The following is a 16,704-nucleotide window of genomic DNA, read 5'->3' on the forward strand; positions in this document are numbered from 1 at the left end:
CTTGGCCGTCATCACGTACCGCCAAGCGTTGCACGACACGCTTCGCGAGGAAATGCTGCGCGATGAGGACGTCTTCCTCATCGGCGAGGAGATCGGGGTCTTCGAGGGCTCCTACAAGATCACCGCAGGTCTGCTGAAGGAGTTCGGCGAGAAGCGGGTGCGCGACACCCCGATCGCCGAGGAGGGCTTCGTCGGTGCCGCGGTCGGTGCGGCCATGCTGGGGCTGCGCCCGGTGGTCGAGCTGATGACGATCAACTTCTCGCTGATCGCGCTGGACCAGATCGTCAACCACGCGGCCAAGATCTACGGCATGTTCGGCGGCCAGACCAGCGTCCCGATGGTGCTGCGCACGCCGGGTGGTGGTGGCCAGCAGCTGGGCGCCACCCACTCGCAGAACATCGAGCTGTACTACGCCTTCGTGCCCGGCCTGAAGGTCGTCGCGCCGAGCACGCCCGCCGACGCCAAGGCGCTGCTGCTGGCCTCGATCCGGGACGACGACCCGGTGCTGTTCCTGGAGAACCTCTCGCTGTACAACACCAAGGGCGAGGTCCCGGACGTCGTCGAGCCGGCCGAGATCGGCAAGGCGAAGGTGACCCGCGAGGGCACCGACATCACCGTCATCGGCTACTCCCGGATGGCGATGGTGGCCCAGCAGGTCGCCGAGGAGCTGCACGCCGAGGAGGGCATCAACGCCGAGGTCGTGGACCTGCGCAGCCTGCGTCCGCTGGACCGGCAGACCATCGTGGACTCCGTGCGCAAGACCGGGTGCGCCGTCGTCGCGGAGGACGACTGGCTGACCTACGGCATCGGCGCGGAGATCGCCGCGTCCATCTCGGACGGTGCGTTCGACTACCTGGACGCCCCGGTCCGCCGCGTGGCGGCCGCGGAGGTGCCGCTGCCGTACGCCAAGCCGTTGGAGCGCGCCGCGCTCCCGTCCGCCGAGTCCCTGACGACCGCGATCCACCAGACCCTGGACGCGGTCGGTCGCCGCCGCTGAGGCCTGTGCTCACCCGAGGAAGACGATGACTGAGATCCAAATGCCGAGGCTCTCCGACACCATGGAGGAGGGCGTTGTCTCGACCTGGCGCAAGAAGGTCGGCGACCAGGTCAGCCGTGGCGACGTGGTGGCCGAGATCGAGACCGACAAGGCCCTCATGGAGCTGGAGGCCTACGACGACGGGGTGCTGGAGAAGATCCTCGTCGAGGAGGGCGCCACGGTGCCGATCGGCACCCCGATCGCGGTCCTCGGCGACGGCTCCGGCGCGGCGGCGGAGTCCGCCCCCACCCCGGCGCCCGCCGCCCAGACCCCGGCCCCCGCCGAGGCTCCGGCCCCCGCCGAGCCCGCGGAGCCCGCGCCGGCGCCCGCCCCGGCCGCGCCCGCCGAGCGGGGCAGCAAGCCGAAGGCGTCGCCGCTGGCCAAGGCGGTCGCCAAGGAGAAGGGCGTGGACCTCTCCACCGTGCAGGGCACCGGCCCGGGCGGGCGGATCATCCGCGCCGACATCGAGGCCGCTGCTGCGGCGGCCGCGAGCGCTCCGGCCGCGCCCGAACCCGCGGCCACCCCGGCCGCTCCGGTGGCGAGCGAGGACGTCGAGGAGGTCCCGCTCAACAAGATCCAGAAGGTCAGCGCCAAGCGCCTGACGGAGAGCAAGCAGCAGGCGCCGCACTTCTACCTGACCAGCGCCATCGACGTCACCGACCTGCTGGCGTTCCGCGGCACGCTCAACGAGCGGCTGCAGGCCGCGGGCGGCCCGAAGGTCAGCGTCAACGACCTGATCGTCAAGGCGGTGGCCACCGCGCTGCGCGCGAACCCGTCGGTGAACGTCTCGTTCGCCGGGGACAAGCTGCTGCGGCACAAGCGGATCAACCTCGGCATCGCGGTGGCGATCGAGGACGGTCTGGTGGTGCCGGTGGTCAAGGACGCCGACCGCAAGAGCGTCTCGGAGATCGCCGCGGAGAGCCGGGAGCTGGCCGGGCGCGCCCGCGAGGGCAAGCTGAAGCTGGACGAGATGTCCGGCGGCACCTTCTCGATCTCCAACCTGGGCATGTTCGGCATCGAGCAGTTCAGCGCGGTGATCAACCCGCCGGAGGCGGCGATCCTGGCCGTCGGCGCGGCCCGCGACGAGGTGCAGGTTCGCGACGGCGAGTTCGTGGCCCGCAAGGTCCTGCGCGTGACGCTGTCGGCCGACCACCGCGCGGTGGACGGCGCGGTCGGCGCGGCGTTCCTGCAGCAGCTGACCTCGCTGCTCGAGGACCCGCTGCGCATCATCGCCTGACGCGCACGGACGAGGCCCCTCCCGCGACGGCCCCGACTCGCGGGAGGGGCCTTCTCACGTCTGCGGCTGCCGACCGGTCTCCTCCTGGTGGACGCGGACGAGCTCGGGGGCGTAGGCCAGGAACAGCTGGAGGGTGCTGACCGGGAGCCCGAGCGGGTCCGGCAGGACCAGGTCGTGCGCCACGTGCGCGCCCCGGTAGGCGGGGACGGGGTCGGTCACGTCGGTGAACCAGCGCAGGAAGTCGACGGGCACGACCGGGATCCCGGTGGTCTGGCCCAGGTCCTCGTCGAGCACCAGCAGCGCGGTCTGCGGGTTGCGCAGCACCCAGCGGTACAGCTCGCTGAACTGGAAGACCTGCCGGTCGACGCGGCTCGGGCGGGCGCCGTGGGCCTCGGCCAGGCGCACCCCGTGCTCGGTCGAGGCCTGTTCCGCCTCGCCCCACGCCGGGTCGTGCACCCAGCGGTCGCCCAGCTCGCCGCGCTGCAGGCGGCGCAGGTAGTCCGCCCACAGGCGGGACCCCGGGTTGCCGCCGTCGTCCTCGGAGACGCCGAGGGCGATCGCGGTGCCGCGCTCGATGCCCTCCAGGATCCCGGCGTCGACGTGCGAGACCCACGAACCGCGCTCGCCGAAGCCGTGCTCGACGAAGAAGCGGATGATCCCCTCGATGTTGCGCCAGTGCCGGAACCCCGGCACGTGCTCGGCGGCGACCCGGTCCTGCACCGCGCGGACGAACACCAGCCGCTGGGTCAGCGGCAGCGCCTCCAGCTCGGCCGCCGAGCAGTCCAACGTGGACGCGCACTGCCTGCCGGTGCGCTCCTGCGCCTGCGCCGGGACCGGGAGCAGGACCAGCACGAGGGCGAGCAGCACGCTCGCGGGGCGGGTGGCGGTGGCCACGGAGAACCTCCTCGATCCGGACGGTCGAGGGGGAGTGAACCACCGAGCCGGGCACCGCAGGTGCACGCCACCACGGCGGGCACCTGCTTTCACCGGAACGGATCAGGCGAGACCCCGTCGCAGCGCGCGGTTCCCGGTGTCGCGGTCCGGTGTGGACACCCGCCGGACCGCGGCACCGCCGCGTCAGCTGAGCGCTTCGACGAGCTTCGGCGTGAGGCGGTCCAGCGCGTACGGGATGCTGGAGACCGTGGCCGAGCCGAGCGCCATGGTGAGGTCGTAGTCGTCGAGCAGGACCAACGAACCCCGCTTGGCGGCCGGGAGGTTGTTCAGCAGCGGGTCGTTGCGCACCGCGTCCACGTCGGTGGGCTTGGCCGTGGTGACGATGACGACGTCGGCGTCCAGCAGCGAGACCTGCTCCTTGCTGACCTTGACGTTGAACTTGCCGCCGCTGTCCAGGCCCTCGATGGCCGGCGACAGCGTCAGGCCCAGCTGCTCCAGCAGTGCGGTCCGCGCGTCCTGCTTGGTGTAGGCGGCGTAGGTGCCCGCCGAGTCGGTGCGGACGGTGACGTGGGTCTTGCCCTGGAACAGCGGGTTCGCCTGGCGGGTCTGGTCGATGCGCGCCTGGGTCTCGGCGACGAGCCGGGCGACCTCGTCCTGCTTGCCCAGCGCCTGGCCGATCGTCTCGGCCTGCAGCCGCCAGTCCACGCCGTAGTCGATGGTGCCCGGCGGCTGCGCCACCACCGGGTTGAAGGCGGACAGCCGCTCGTACTGCTCCTCGGTCAGCGCGCTCTGCAGCGCGACCATGACGTCGGGGGCCAGCGCGATGACGCTCTCCGGGTCGACCTCGCTGCCCAGGACCTTCGGCTTCTCCCCGCGCAGCATCGGCTCCACCCACGGGCCGACGCCGCTCTCCCACGGCCCCCACGCGGTCAGCCCGACCGGGACGACGCCCAGCGGCAGCAGCACGTCGTGGTCGGTGATGCCGAGGGAGACGACGCGCTGCGGGGCGGACGGGATCTCCGCGGTGCCGTACCGGTTCGGGATGCTCGTCGGGAAGCCCGGCCCGGCCTGGGCGTCGCCCGCCTCGCCGGGTGCGTCGCTGGTGCCGCAGGCCGCCAGACCCGCGGCGGCGAGCATCCCGGTCGCGCCGACCAGGAAGCTCCGCCGGCCGAACCTGGTGCGAGCGGCTGCTGGGTGAGGAGTCATCTGGCACGTCCTTGGTGATCCGACCTACGGTTGGAAGCAAGGCTAACCTAACAACGACGCGGCGCGATGGCGTTGGTGAACCGGATCACCGGGCGTACGCTGAGCTCGGGGGCGGTCGCACGTGCTCGGCGTGCGAGCGGACGGACCGGCGTGGGAGTCGCGATGAGTGACGATGACGTCTTCAACCGCCGATGGGTGCTCGCCGAGGACGAGTTGCTCCGGATGCTCTGGCGCTGCTACGCCGGGGAGAACCCCGACGTCGTGCTGGTGGAGCTGCACGCCTGCCGCCGCGGCGAGCGCCGCAACCCCGGACCGTTCAACACGCGCACGGCCGGGGCCGCCCGGCGCAGGCGCCACCGCGTGGTGCACTGATCACTCGTCGCCGCCCCGGACCGCGCCCGGTGGCCGGTACGGTGTCCGGTGATCGACACCGCACTGGAGGCGACCTGATGAGCTCGTTCCTGACCGGGGCCCGCGCGCTGGGCACCGGTTTCGGCGTCCTCGTGCGCCGCCCGAAGCTGCTGCTCCTCGGCGCACTGCCCGCGCTGATCAGTGCCGTGCTGCTGCTGGGCTCCCTGGGCACGCTGATCTACTTCAGCAGCGACCTGGTCACCTGGATGACGCCGTTCGCCGACGGCTGGGGCGACCTCGGTCGCCGGGCGCTGCGCATCCTGCTCGGCGTGGCGCTGGTGGGGGCGGCCGCGCTGCTGGCCTCGGTGTCGTTCATCGCGGTCACGCTGCTCGTCGGCGGGCCGTTCTACGAGCACATCGCCGAGGAGGTCGAGGACGAGCTGGGGCTGGACACCTCCGACGACGGCGCGGGCGTGCTGACGCAGGTCGGACGCGGCGTGCGGGACTCGGTGAAGCTGGTGCTGATCGCGCTGGTCGGCGCGGTCGTGCTGTTCGCGGTCGGGTTCGTCCCGGTGGTGGGGCAGGTCGCCGGGGTGGTGCTCGGCGCGCTGTTCGGGGCCTGGCTGGTCACCCTCGAGATGGTCGGTCTGGTCTTCGCGCGGCGCGGTCTGGGGCTGGCCGACCGGCGCGCGGCGCTGCGCCGGCACCGGGCCGCGACCTACGGCTTCGGCCTGCCGACCTACCTGCTCTGCCTCGTCCCGGTGCTGCAGCTGGTGGTGATCCCGTCGGCCGTGGTGGGCGGAGCGCTGCTGGCGCACCAGGTGCTCGGGACGGCGCCGCGGACCGTTCCGCAGGGCTGAGTCGTCACACGCGCGTCATCGGAACGCCGCGTCCGGGGCCTTAGAGTCGGGTGCGTGACGAAGCCTGTGCAGCCGGACGACTCCTACCTCCGCGCCGTGTCCGCCGCCACCGAGCGGGCGGTCGCGGCGGCCGAACCCCTCCGCTCCGCCCACGCCGGGGCCGACGAGGCGCTGTGCGCCGAGGTCGAGGAGCGGGTGGACGGCCACGCGGACGACCTCGTCGCGCTCAGCCGCGACCTCCACGCGCACCCGGAGGAGGGGTTCGCCGAGCACCGCTCGGCCGGCCAGGTCGCCGACCTGCTTCGTCGCCACGGGCACGAGGTCGAGGTGGGCGTCGGCGGGCTGGACACCGCGCTGCGCGCGTCCGTCGGGTCCACCGGGCCGCACGTCGCCGTGCTGGCCGAGTACGACGCGCTGCCGGGCATCGGCCACGGCTGCGGGCACAACGTCATCTGCTCGGCGGCGGTGGGCGCGTTCCTGGCCGCCGCGACCGCGGTGAGCGCGACCGGGGGCCGGGTGAGCCTGCTCGGCACCCCCGCCGAGGAGGGCGGGGGCGGCAAGGAGCACCTGGCGCGGGCGGGCCTGTTCGACGACGTCGACGCGGTGGTGATGCTGCACCCGTTCTCGCACGACATCGCCGACCACCCGTTCCTCGGCCGCCGGCAGGTCGAGGTGGTGTTCCACGGCGTGGCCGCGCACGCCGCCGCGCAGCCGTTCATGGGGCGCAACGCCCTCGACGCGGTGGTGCTGACCTACCAGGGCGTCGCGGCGCTGCGCCAGCACGTGCCGTCCACGGACCGGGTGCACGGGATCATCACCGACGGCGGCAAGCGGCCCAACGTGGTCCCCGACCGCGCCGCCGCGCTGTTCTACGTGCGCTCCGCCGAACCCGGGTCGCTGCGCGACCTGGCCGCCCGGATCGAGTCCATCGCGCACGGCGCAGCGGCCATGACGGGCTGCGGCGTGGAGTTGAACTGGGACACCAACCCGGCCTACCTGCCGATCCGGCACAACCAGGTGCTGGCCGCGCGCTGGGCCGAGCACCAGTCGCGGCGCGGCCGGACGTCGTTGCCGCGCGGCGTGGTCCCGGAGTACCTGACCGGCTCGACGGACCTCGGCAACATCAGCTACCGGGTGCCGTCGATCCACCCGATGATCGGCCTCGGCGACCCGAACCTCTCGCTGCACACCGAGGAGTTCGCCGCCGCGGCGGGCAGCGAGGCGGGGGACCGGGCGGTGCTCGACGGCGCGGCCGGCCTGGCGCTGACCGCCGTGGACTACCTGGCCGACGCGACGCTGCGCGAGGCGGTCCACGCCGAGTTCGACGCCGCGGGCGGCCCGCTCGACGTCCCCGCCTTCTTCGACTGACGACGACCACCGCGCCGGGTCCGGCCCGGCGCGGTGGTCGTGGCGGTCACTGGTCGCGGAGGAAGGCCTCCACGGTCTCCTTCGTGACGACCTGGACCGGGATGTTCGTCGGTGCACCAGGCCCGAGGTCGTGGGCGCGGGCCGCGCGGACCGCCTGCTCCACCGCGGCCTTGCCGAGCAGCTTCGGCTGCTGGGCCACGTCGGCGCTCTCGGTGCCCGCCTGCACCGCGGCCAGGCCTTCCGGGGTGCCGTCGAACCCGACGACCTTGACGTCGGTGCCGGCGCGGGCGCCCAGGGCCTTGATCGCGCCCAGCGCCATCTCGTCGTTGGCCGCGAAGACGCCGCGGACCTCCGGGTGCGCCTGCACGATGTTCTGCATGACGTCCAGGGCCTTGGTGCGGTCGAAGTCGGCCGGCTGCGAGGCCACCACCTGGATGCCCGGGTGGTTGCGGATCTCCTCGGTGAAGCCCTGACCGCGCTCCCGCGCCGCCGAGGTGCCCGGCTGGCCCTCCAGCACCGCGACCGGCCCGGACCCCACCAGCTGCGCCAGCTGCTGCGCCGCCAGCCGACCGCCGGCGACGTTGTCGGAGGCCACTGTGGTGACCACGGTGCCGCCGCTGGGCGCGCGGTCCACGCCGATCACCGGGATCTCCGCCGCGTTCGCCGCCTTCACCGAGGGCACCACCGCGTCGGAGTCCACCGGGTTGAGCACGATCGCGTCCACGTCCTGCGCGATGGCGTTCTGCACCGCGTTCGCCTGCTGCGAGGCGTCTTCGCCGGCGTCGGTGACCCGCAGTTCCACGCCGAGCCGGTCGGCCTCCTGCTGCGCCCCTTCGCGCAGGTCGACGAAGAACGGGTTGTTCAGTGTGGACACCGACAGCGCGATCCGCAGCCTGCCGTCGTCGGCGGCCTGCTGCCGCTGGTAGACCGCCCAACCGGCGGCCACCACGAGCAGCGCGGTCACCGCCGCCGTGGCCCGCCGCACCGCGGGGGTGCGCAGCAGCCCCGGCCCGCGCCGCCCGCTGCGCCGGCGCTGGCGCACGGTGTCGAACAGCACCGCCGCGGCGATCACCGCACCGATGACCACCTGCTGCCAGAACGCCGACACGTCCAGCAGGTTCAGCCCGTTGCGCAGCACCGCGAGGACGAGCGCGCCGACGAAGGTGCCCAGCGCCGACCCGACGCCCCCGGCGAGGCTGGCCCCGCCGATCACCACGGCGGCGATGGCGTCCAGCTCGTAGCCGGTGCCCGCCTCCGGCTGCGCCGATGCCAGCCGCGCCGCGAGCAGGATGCCCGCCACGGCCGCGAAGAGCCCGGACAGCGCGTAGATGACCAGTTGCTGGCGGGTGACCTTGATGCCGGACAGCCGCGCGGCCTCGGCGTTGCCGCCGATCGCGTACATCGCGCGCCCGACGTAGGTCCGCCGCAGCACGAACGCCGTGACCAGCCCGATCGCCAGCATCACCAGCACCGGGTAGGGGAGCACCCCGAACAGCTCGCCGCTGCCGACCTCGGTGAGCCAGCCCTCCACGCCGACCGGCCGGCCGTCGGAGACGACCAGCGCCAGACCGCGCGCCACGCTGAGCATCGCGAGCGTGGCGATGAACGGCGGGACCCGCCCGGCGGTGATGAGCACACCGCTGACCAGCCCGGCGAGCGCACCGGAGGCCAGGCCGGCCGGGACCGCCAGCCACAGCGGCAGGCCCACCGAGGTCATCGCCCAGCCGGTCACGATGCCGGCGAGCCCGGCGACGCTGCCCACCGACAGGTCGATGCCGCCGCTGACGATCACGAACGTCATGCCGAACGCCAGCACCGCCACCACGGACGCCTGCACACCCACGTTGAGCAGGTTGTTCGCGGTCAGGAAGTCCGGTGACAACAGCGCCAGCAGGACCACCAGCACGACCAGTCCGCCGAGCGGACCGCCCGCGCGGCCGAGCGCGACCCGCCAGCGCGGGGTGGTGCCGACCTCGTCGTCAGGCATCGGTTTCTCCTCCGGTGTGCTCCGCCGAGACGGCGAGCGCCAGCACGCGCTCCTGGGTCGCCTCGGCACCGTCCAGTTCGCCGCGCAGCCGCCCGTCGGCCAGCACCAGCACCCGGTCGCTGAGGCCGAGCAGTTCGGGCAGGTCGCTGGAGACGACGAGCACCGTGGTGCCCGCGCGAGCGAGTTCGTTGATGAGTTCGTAGATCTCGGCGCGGGCGCCGACGTCGATGCCGCGGGTCGGCTCGTCGAGGATGAGCACCCGCGGGCCGGCCAGCAGCCACTTGCCGATGACGATCTTCTGCTGGTTGCCGCCGGAGAGCGTCAGCGCGGGCTGGTCCAGCCCGGCGGTGCGGATCCGCAGCCGCTCCACCGACTCCGCCGCGGCGCGCCGCTGCTCGGCCAGGTCGACCAACCCGGCCCGGGTGCGGTCGGACAGCGTGGCCAGGCCCAGGTTCTCGGCCACCGAGGCGCCCAGCACCAGGCCCTGCCCGGCGCGGTCCTCGGGAACCAGCGCGAGCCCGGCGGCGCGGGCCGCGGCGATGTCGCCGGGCGGGATCCGCTGCCCGCCGACCAGCACTTCGCCCCGGTCGTAGCGGTCGGCGCCGAACAGCGCGCGCACCAGCTCGGTCCGGCCGGCGCCGACCAGGCCGCCGATGCCGACCACCTCGCCGGCCCGCGCGGTGAAGCTGATGTCGGACAGCACGCCGTGGCTGGTCAGCCCGCGCACCTCCAGCTGCACCTCGCCGATCTCGGCGTCGCGGGGCGGGTACTGCTGGTCGACGGTGCGGCCGACCATCAGCCGCACCAGCTCGTCCTGGTCGGTGTCCGCGGGCACCTCGGCCACCTTGGCGCCGTCGCGCAGCACGCTGACCCGGTCGCCGATCTCGGCGACCTCGTCGAGCAGGTGGGAGATGAACACCACGCCGACGCCCCGCGCGGTGAGGTCGCGGACGATGCCGAACAGCCGGTCCACCTCGGCGCGGCTGAGCACCGCGGTCGGTTCGTCCATGACCAGGAACCGGGTGTCCAGGCTGAGCGCCTTGGCGATCTCCACCAGCTGCCGGTGCGCGACGCCGAGGTCGCCGACCACGGCGTCGGGGTCCAGGTCCAGGCCCGTCCGCTCGATGAGCTCGGCGGCCTGGCGGCGCATCGCGCGGCGGTCGACGATCCCGAAGCGGCGCGGCGGCCTGCCCAGGAAGACGTTCTCGGCCACGGTCAGCTGCGGGACCAGCGCCATCTCCTGGTGGATGGTGGCGATGCCCAGGCGCTCGGCGTCCTCGGGGCCGTGGAAGCGCACCGGGCGCCCGTCCACCCGGACCTCGCCGGTGTCCGGGCGGTGCGCACCGGCGATCATCTTGATCAGCGTGCTCTTGCCCGCGCCGTTCTCGCCGAGCAGGACGTGCACCTCGCCGGGGCGCACGTCGAAGTCCACCGCGTCCAGGGCGCGCACACCGGGGTAGGTCTTGGAGACCCCGATCAGCTCCAGGTGCCCGTCGTCGGCCATCACCGTCAGCTCCACTCGTCGTTGAGCGCGGAAACTGTAATCGGTTTCCGTAGCGGGATCACGATGAAGCACGAGGGATCGGCTGTCAACCCTGGTGATGGGTGCGAAACCGATTACACTCCGATCTCAGTCGTGGCGCGACGGTGCGCCCACGACCCCGAGCTGAGGAGGTGGCGTGGGCGTCACGATCCACGATGTGGCGGCGCGGGCGGGGGTTTCGGTGGCGACCGCGTCCCGCGCGCTGTCCGGGCAGCGCGGCGTGCGGGCGGAGAACCGCGCCAAGGTGCTGGCGGCGGCGCGCGAGCTCGACTACGAGCCCAACGTCGTGGCCGCGTCGCTGCGCAGCCGCACCACGCACACCATCGGCATGGTCGTGCCCCGCATCGCCAACCCGTTCTTCGCCACGCTCGTGGAGTCGATCGAGACCCAGCTGCACGACGGCCAGCGCAGCCTGCTGCTGGCCACCTCGCACTACGACCCGGAGGTCGAGCAGCGCCAGGTCCGCGCCCTGCTGGACCGCCGGGTGGACGCGCTGATCATGATCCCGTGCCACCGCGAGCGCAGCGGTGCGGCGCTGACCACGGCGGCGGCGCGGATCCCGGTGCTCCAGCTCGACCTGCGGGTGGACGGCTTCGCGGGCAGCTGGGTCGGCGTGGACAACGAGGCCGGGCTCTGGCAGGTGGTGCGGCACCTGACCGAGCGCGGCGCGCGGAGCCTGGTGTTCGTGGGCGCCGAGCCCACCGACTCGGCCGCGCAGGCGCGGCTCGACGGCTACCGACGGGCGGTCGGCGACGGCGAGGACGTGCTGCTCGGCGACTTCAGCAAGGAGTGGGGCCAGCGTGCGGCGGAGCTGCTGCTGCAGCGGGGCGCGCTGCCCGACGGCATCGTCTGCGGCAACGACACGATCGCGCTCGGCGTGCTCGGTGAGCTCACGTCCCGGCGGGTCCGGGTCCCGGAGGACGTGCTGGTCACGGGGTTCGACGACATCCCCTACGCCGCACTGGCCCAGCCCGCGCTGACCACCGTCCGCCAGCCGCAGCAGCAGATCGCGGCCGAGGCGGTCCGCGTCCTCGACGCCCGGTTGGCGGGCGAGGAGACGGCCCTGCGCAGCACCGCGATCACCCCGGACCTCGTCGTCCGCGCCTCCGCCTGACCAGACGACCCCGTGGCCCGGCGCGGGAAGGAGTCGAGGTGGAGGGCACCTCTCGCCGATCCAGTTGGGGAAGGTGCCCGTCGTTCCGCGGGTGGGTGGTCTTCGGTCCTTCGTTAGGGTGGGCGGCGACCTGTCCCCGGAACGCCTGGTGTCTGCTGTGGACGAGATCGTGCGGGAGTGGACCGCGCAGCTGCTCGACTCGGGCAGCGTCGCCGCGCTGGTCGCGGGCCTGGTCGCGCTGGCCCTGGTGCTCCACCGCGCCACGTGGCTGCCGCTGCGCGGGGTGGTGACCATCGCGCACGAGGGCGGGCACGCCCTGGTCGCGCTGCTCAGCGGGCGCACGCTCAACGGGATCCGGCTGCACTCCGACACCTCCGGGCTCACCGTGTCCACCGGCAAGCCGACCGGACCGGGCATGGTCTTGACGCTGTTCGCCGGGTACCCGGCGGTGTCGCTGCTCGGCCTCGGCGGGGCGTGGCTGGTCACCGTCGACCTGGCGCACGTGATGCTGTGGGGCTGCGTCGCGCTGCTGGCGGCCGTGCTGCTGGCGGTCCGCAACGTCTACGGCGTGCTGTCGGTCCTGGTGACCGGTGGTGCGGTGTTCGCGGTGTCCTGGTTCGCCACCCCGGCCTGGCAGGCCCTGTGCGGCGCGCTGCTGTGCTGGTTCCTGCTCTTCGGCGGCGTGCGGCCGATCGCCGAGCTGCGCCGCAAGCGGTCCCACGGCCGGGCGGCCAGCTCCGACGCCGACCAGCTCGCCCGCCTCACCGGCGTGCCCGCCGGGTTGTGGCTGGCCTGCTGGTTCCTCATCGCCCTGGTGTGCCTGGTCTTCGGCGCCCGCTGGCTGCTGCTCATGCCCCAGTTGTGACCCCGCTCCTTGCCAGCGGGCCGCGTTTCCCGCAGCATCACGGCGTGACGAGTGCTTCCGATGCCCTGGGTGGCGTGTTCCCGCTGACCTCCGACCTCCGGGTCAGCCGAGTCGGTTTCGGTGCGATGCAGCTGGCCGGTCCGGGCGTGTTCGGCCCGCCCGCCGATCGCGAGCAGGCGGTCCGGGTGCTGCGCCGAGCCGTGGAACTCGGCATCGACCACATCGACACCAGCGACTTCTACGGCCCGTGGGTGGTCAACGAGCTGATCGCGGAGGCGCTGCGCCCCTACGGCGAGGGCCTCGTGCTGGCCACCAAGATCGGCGCCTACCGCGACCACGAGGGCGCGTGGCTGCCGCTGAACCACCCGGACGCGCTGCGCGCCCAGGTGCACGACAACCTGCGCCGGCTGCACCTGGAGGCGCTGGACCTGGTCTACCTGCGGCACACGGTGGACCGCGGGATCCCGCTGGCCGACCAGCTCGGCGCGCTGACCGAGCTGCGCGAGCAGGGGCTGGTGCGCGCCATCGGACTGTCCAACGTGTCCGTCGAGCAGTACGCCGAGGCGCGGCAGCACGCCGAGATCGCCGCGGTGCAGAACCTCTACAACGTGGTCAACCGCACGTCCGCGGACCTGCTGGCCCGGACCGCCGCGGACGGTGTCGCGTTCGTCCCGTTCTTCCCGCTGGGGTCCGGTTTCGCGGACAGCCGGGCGCGGCAGGACGAGGTGCTGCGGGGCGTCGCCGAGCGCCACGGCGCGACCCCGGCCCAGGTCTCGCTGGCCTGGCTGCTGCGGCGGTCGGACAACGTCCTGCTCATCCCCGGCACGTCCTCGGTGGCGCACCTGGAGGAGAACACCGCGGCGGGCTCGATCGGGCTCTCCGAGGCCGACCTCAGCGCCCTGGACGCGCTCGTCGCCGACGGCGAGACCCTCGAAGAGGCGCACTGAGCCGCCACAACGCCTGACCGACGGCGGTTCCACGAACGAGGGCCCGGTCAGCTGGTCGGGCCTCTCGATCGATACGGAAGCAGCAGCACCGTTACGCCCTGCGGGAGAGGGTGGTGTCACCCAGTAGTCTGGTCGACACGCAACGGCGCGAGAGGCGAGGCGGACGTGAACGAACCAGCGAACTGGGTCCCCGACGACGTCGACGAAGAAGTCCCCAGCGCAGCACGGCTCTACGACTACCTGCTCGGCGGTGCGCACAACTTCGCCGCGGACCGCGCACTGGCCGAGAAGTTCCTGGCCGCGCTGCCCAGCGCGCGCGACGTCGCCCGGCTGAACCGGGCGTTCCTGCGCCGCGCGGTGGTCTTCATGGGACAGCAGGGGGTCCGGCAGTTCCTCGACGTCGGCTCGGGGATCCCGACGGTGGGCAACGTGCACGAGATCGCCCAGAGCGCCGACCCGGAAGCGCGCGTGGTCTACGTGGACTACGAGTCGGTCGCGGTGGCGCACAGCCAGCTGATGCTGGAGGACAACGACCGCGCCACCATCGTGCAAGCCGACATGACCGACCCGGACTCCATCCTCAAGCACCCGGAGACCCTTCGGCTGCTGGACTTCGACGAACCGGTCGGGCTGATCATGGCCGGGGTGTTCCACTTCGTGCCGCACGAGGCCGACGCGCCGGCGATCATCGCCCGCTACCGCGACGCGCTCGCCCCCGGCAGCTACCTGGCGCTGTCGCACTTCACCGCCGACATCAGCCCGGAGGAGATGGCCGGCGTGGTCGAGGTGATGCGGCGCAGCGCCGACCCGATCTACACCCGCACGCACGCCGAGATCACCGAGCTGTTCGCCGGCTTCGAGCTGGTGGAACCGGGCGTGGTCGGCACCGCGCTGTGGCGGCCGGACCGGCCGGAGCAGGCCGCCGACGAGCCGGGCGGCTCGCAGATCTACGCGGGGGTGGGGCGCAAGCCATGAGTCGGTCGCGGGGGGCGCGGTCCGGTTCGACGATGGTGGTGGGAAGGTGTGACCGGGGCGGACGCCCGCAGACGGTGCTGGACGGTTGAGATGGACGAGGGAACGGCAGCCGAACCGCCGGGCGCACTGGTTCCGCAGCGGCGCGACGCCGAGTGGCGGGCCAACGTGGCCCGCCGGTGGGCCGCGCAGCTGAGCACCGCCTCCTACATCCCGCTCGCCCGTGCGACCGTCGAGCAGGTGCTCACCGAGCTGGTCGACCGGGTCGTCGCCGCGCTGGACGAACCGTCCGCTGTGGACGAGATCGGTCGCGAGGTCGGTGCCCGGCTGGTGGAGATGCACGCCACCGGCGAGAGCAGCCTGCCGCTGAGCTTGAACCTGCTGCGCGACGAGCTGGTGGGCCGGTTCGGCGACGACGAGGTGCACCGGATGCTGCGGCTGGTCGCCGCGATCGCGGCCGGCTACGCCGCGGCGGACCGGGAGAGCACGTTCGTGCAGCAGGAGACGCTGAAGAAGGCGCTGCTGCGGTCGAAGCTCAAGGCCGACCGGGAGCTGGCGGCCAGCGAGGCGCGGTTCAGCGAGGTCTTCACCACGACCCCGATCGGCATCGCGATCACCGACCTGGAGGGCAAGTTCGTCCAGGTCAACCCGGCGTGGGAGTACGTCCTGGGCTACCAGGAGAGCGCTCTGACGTCGATGACCATCCACGACCTGTTCCACCCCGAGGACGCCGAGTACCTCTCGGCGGCGTACCGCGAGCTCGCCGAGGGCGGCGGCGCCAAGCGCCTCAGCGACCGCAAGCGCCTGCTGCGCGCCAACGGCGAGGAAGCCTGGGCCTACCTGGCGGTGTCGGTGCTGCGCGGCTCGGACGGGGCGCCGGGGAACTTCGTGACGATGGTGGAGGACATCACCGAGCTGCACATGCTGCAGGCCCGGTTCCGGTACCAGGCGCTGCACGACGTGCTGACCGGGCTGCCGAACCGGCAGTACTTCTTCACCCGCCTGGAAGCCGCGTTGGTCAACTTCCCGCGCGAGTCCTGGATGACGCTCTACCACCTGGGGCTGGACGGGTTCGAGGTGATCAACGACGGTCTCGGCTACGAGGTCGGCGACATCCTGATCAAGACGGTGGCGCGACGGCTGGAGCAGCTGGTCGAGGGCGAGGAGGCGCTGGTCGCGCGCTTCGGCGGCACCGAGTTCGCCATCCTGGTGTGGCAGCAGGAGAAGACGCCGGCGGTGCCCGAGGTCGTGCAGGGGATCAACGACCTGCTCGCCGAGCCCGTCTACATCGGCGGGCAGGGCATCGCGGCCTCGGCGAGCGTCGGCGTGGTGCAGCGGCGGGTGGCCGACGCGGAGGCCTCGCACATGCTGTGGGCCGCGGACGTCGCGCTGCGGCGCGCGGAAGCCGCGGGCAAGCGGCAGTGGGCGCTGTTCGACCCGGACCGCGCCCCGGAGGAGCAGATCGAGTCGAGGCTGGCCGCCGTGATGCCGGGCGGGCTGGAGCAGGGCGAGTTCGACGTGGTCTACCGCCCGCTCATGCGCCTCGACGGCAGTGGGCTGGTCGCGCTGGAGGCCGGGCTGCGCTGGGACACCGCCGAGGGCACGACGCTGGACCACGACGAGTGCCTGCGGCTGGCGGAGCGCTCCGGGGTGACGCTGTCGCTGCGCGACTGGATGCTCAAGACGGCGTGGAAGCAGCTGCTGGAGTGGCACGCCGACGGACTCGAGGTGCAGTTGTCCCTGCCGTTGAGCCCGAACCAGGGGCAGGACCCCGACCTGGCGGCGATGGTGCACCGGATCCTGGACGCCGGTGACCTCGACCCGGGCCGGCTGCGGTTGTGCCTGCCCTTCGCCGCGATCAGCGGGGACAACGAGGAGAGCCGCGACAACGTGCGGTTCCTCAGCAACCGCGGCGTCAGGACGTCGCTGCACGGTTTCCAGGGGTCGCCGGAGGAGCTGCGGTTGCTGCGGGAACTCCCGGTGGACGCGGTGCGGTTGGCCGACGAGCTGGTCGCGATCGTCCGCGACGCGGAGGACCCGGACGTGCCGGAGGTGCAGGCGGTCCGGAACCTGGTCCCGCTGGTGCGGGCCTGCGGGGCCGAGCTGTGGGTCGGCGGCGTCCGTGACGAGCGGGAGGCCGAGACCTGGCGGGAGATGGGCTGCGGCGTCGCCGCAGGCCCCCACTTCGGCGACCCCGTCCTCTCCTTCGACGTCCCGGACACCCTCCCCACCCCACGCGGCTCCTGACCGAGGAGCGCCCCGCGGTACCGCCCGTTCCGCCTGGACCTGGCGTCGCTCCTCGGTGGCCGCCGTGACCGTGGCGC

Annotated in this window: 14 protein-coding genes; 10 read left to right on the plus strand and 4 right to left on the minus strand. The window is 73.0% G+C overall.

Going from position 1 to position 16,704, the window contains the following annotated elements; translation table 11 throughout:
- The first annotated feature begins 1 nt into the window (after position 1).
- Both HNR68_RS10585 and HNR68_RS10590 read left to right on the plus strand, forming a co-directional pair.
- On the plus strand, positions 2-997 hold the full coding sequence (locus tag HNR68_RS10585) for an alpha-ketoacid dehydrogenase subunit beta (protein WP_179719989.1): 996 nt from the start codon (positions 2-4) through the stop codon (positions 995-997).
- A gap of 25 nt (positions 998-1,022) precedes the next feature.
- Entirely contained in the window at positions 1,023-2,273 is a 1,251-nt protein-coding gene (locus HNR68_RS10590) for a pyruvate dehydrogenase complex dihydrolipoamide acetyltransferase (RefSeq protein WP_179719991.1), read from the plus strand.
- 54 nt (positions 2,274-2,327) lie between these two features.
- Here the strand turns inward: HNR68_RS10590 and HNR68_RS10595 are convergent, their stop codons facing one another.
- Both HNR68_RS10595 and HNR68_RS10600 read right to left on the minus strand, forming a co-directional pair.
- On the minus strand, positions 2,328-3,167 hold the full coding sequence (locus HNR68_RS10595; RefSeq protein WP_179719993.1) for a hypothetical protein: 840 nt from the start codon (positions 3,165-3,167) through the stop codon (positions 2,328-2,330).
- A gap of 183 nt (positions 3,168-3,350) precedes the next feature.
- Complete coding sequence (locus tag HNR68_RS10600; RefSeq protein WP_179719995.1) at positions 3,351-4,373, minus strand: iron-siderophore ABC transporter substrate-binding protein; 1,023 nt, start codon at positions 4,371-4,373, stop codon at positions 3,351-3,353.
- 162 nt (positions 4,374-4,535) lie between these two features.
- Between HNR68_RS10600 and HNR68_RS10605 the strand changes: the two genes are divergently transcribed.
- The 3 genes from HNR68_RS10605 (at position 4,536) to HNR68_RS10615 (ending at position 6,952) form a co-directional block, all read left to right on the plus strand.
- Positions 4,536-4,745 carry a hypothetical protein gene (locus tag HNR68_RS10605; RefSeq protein WP_179719997.1) on the plus strand — a complete coding sequence of 70 codons (210 nt, stop codon included), beginning with the start codon at positions 4,536-4,538 and terminating at the stop codon, positions 4,743-4,745.
- A gap of 77 nt (positions 4,746-4,822) precedes the next feature.
- A complete protein-coding gene (locus tag HNR68_RS10610) occupies positions 4,823-5,584 on the plus strand; it encodes an EI24 domain-containing protein (protein WP_179719999.1) in 762 nt (253 codons plus the stop codon).
- 54 nt (positions 5,585-5,638) lie between these two features.
- Positions 5,639-6,952, plus strand: coding sequence for a M20 family metallopeptidase (locus HNR68_RS10615; RefSeq protein ID WP_343050056.1), 1,314 nt, complete (start codon positions 5,639-5,641; stop codon positions 6,950-6,952).
- Between the two features lie 46 nt (positions 6,953-6,998).
- Here HNR68_RS10615 and HNR68_RS27390 read toward each other — a convergent pair whose 3' ends face one another.
- Entirely contained in the window at positions 6,999-8,939 is a 1,941-nt protein-coding gene (locus HNR68_RS27390; RefSeq protein ID WP_179720001.1) for a substrate-binding domain-containing protein, read from the minus strand.
- Positions 8,932-10,443: a sugar ABC transporter ATP-binding protein gene (locus HNR68_RS10625; RefSeq protein WP_179720003.1), complete on the minus strand. Its 1,512-nt coding sequence runs from the start codon at positions 10,441-10,443 to the stop codon at positions 8,932-8,934. Before HNR68_RS10625 ends, HNR68_RS27390 begins: the two co-directional genes overlap by 8 nt.
- A 175-nt stretch (positions 10,444-10,618) precedes the next feature.
- Here HNR68_RS10625 and HNR68_RS10630 point away from each other — a divergent pair, with 175 nt between their 5' ends.
- From HNR68_RS10630 to HNR68_RS10650, 5 genes are all read left to right on the plus strand, one after another.
- Positions 10,619-11,596: a substrate-binding domain-containing protein gene (locus HNR68_RS10630; RefSeq protein WP_179720005.1), complete on the plus strand. Its 978-nt coding sequence runs from the start codon at positions 10,619-10,621 to the stop codon at positions 11,594-11,596.
- A gap of 157 nt (positions 11,597-11,753) precedes the next feature.
- Positions 11,754-12,461 carry a M50 family metallopeptidase gene (locus HNR68_RS10635; protein WP_179724891.1) on the plus strand — a complete coding sequence of 236 codons (708 nt, stop codon included), beginning with the start codon at positions 11,754-11,756 and terminating at the stop codon, positions 12,459-12,461.
- Positions 12,462-12,505: 44 nt separating this feature from the next.
- Entirely contained in the window at positions 12,506-13,408 is a 903-nt protein-coding gene (locus HNR68_RS10640) for an oxidoreductase (RefSeq protein WP_179720007.1), read from the plus strand.
- A gap of 165 nt (positions 13,409-13,573) precedes the next feature.
- Positions 13,574-14,383, plus strand: coding sequence for an SAM-dependent methyltransferase (locus HNR68_RS10645; protein WP_179720009.1), 810 nt, complete (start codon positions 13,574-13,576; stop codon positions 14,381-14,383).
- A gap of 90 nt (positions 14,384-14,473) precedes the next feature.
- Entirely contained in the window at positions 14,474-16,627 is a 2,154-nt protein-coding gene (locus HNR68_RS10650; protein ID WP_179720011.1) for a putative bifunctional diguanylate cyclase/phosphodiesterase, read from the plus strand.
- Positions 16,628-16,704 lie beyond the last annotated feature (77 nt).

Origin of the sequence: Saccharopolyspora hordei, from assembly GCF_013410345.1 — a bacterium.
Lineage (GTDB): Bacteria > Actinomycetota > Actinomycetes > Mycobacteriales > Pseudonocardiaceae > Saccharopolyspora > Saccharopolyspora hordei.

Bases quoted from the DNA above. Each gene is read 5' to 3' on its own strand.
- HNR68_RS10590 (WP_179719991.1), top strand. From the start codon at position 1,023: ATGACTGAGATCCAAATGCCGAGGCTCTCCGACACCATGGAGGAGGGC.
- HNR68_RS10600 (WP_179719995.1), bottom strand. From the start codon at position 4,373: ATGACTCCTCACCCAGCAGCCGCTCGCACCAGGTTCGGCCGGCGGAGC.
- HNR68_RS10605 (WP_179719997.1), top strand. From the start codon at position 4,536: ATGAGTGACGATGACGTCTTCAACCGCCGATGGGTGCTCGCCGAGGAC.
- HNR68_RS10610 (WP_179719999.1), top strand. From the start codon at position 4,823: ATGAGCTCGTTCCTGACCGGGGCCCGCGCGCTGGGCACCGGTTTCGGC.
- HNR68_RS27390 (WP_179720001.1), bottom strand. From the start codon at position 8,939: ATGCCTGACGACGAGGTCGGCACCACCCCGCGCTGGCGGGTCGCGCTC.
- HNR68_RS10625 (WP_179720003.1), bottom strand. From the start codon at position 10,443: ATGGCCGACGACGGGCACCTGGAGCTGATCGGGGTCTCCAAGACCTAC.
- HNR68_RS10650 (WP_179720011.1), top strand. From the start codon at position 14,474: ATGGACGAGGGAACGGCAGCCGAACCGCCGGGCGCACTGGTTCCGCAG.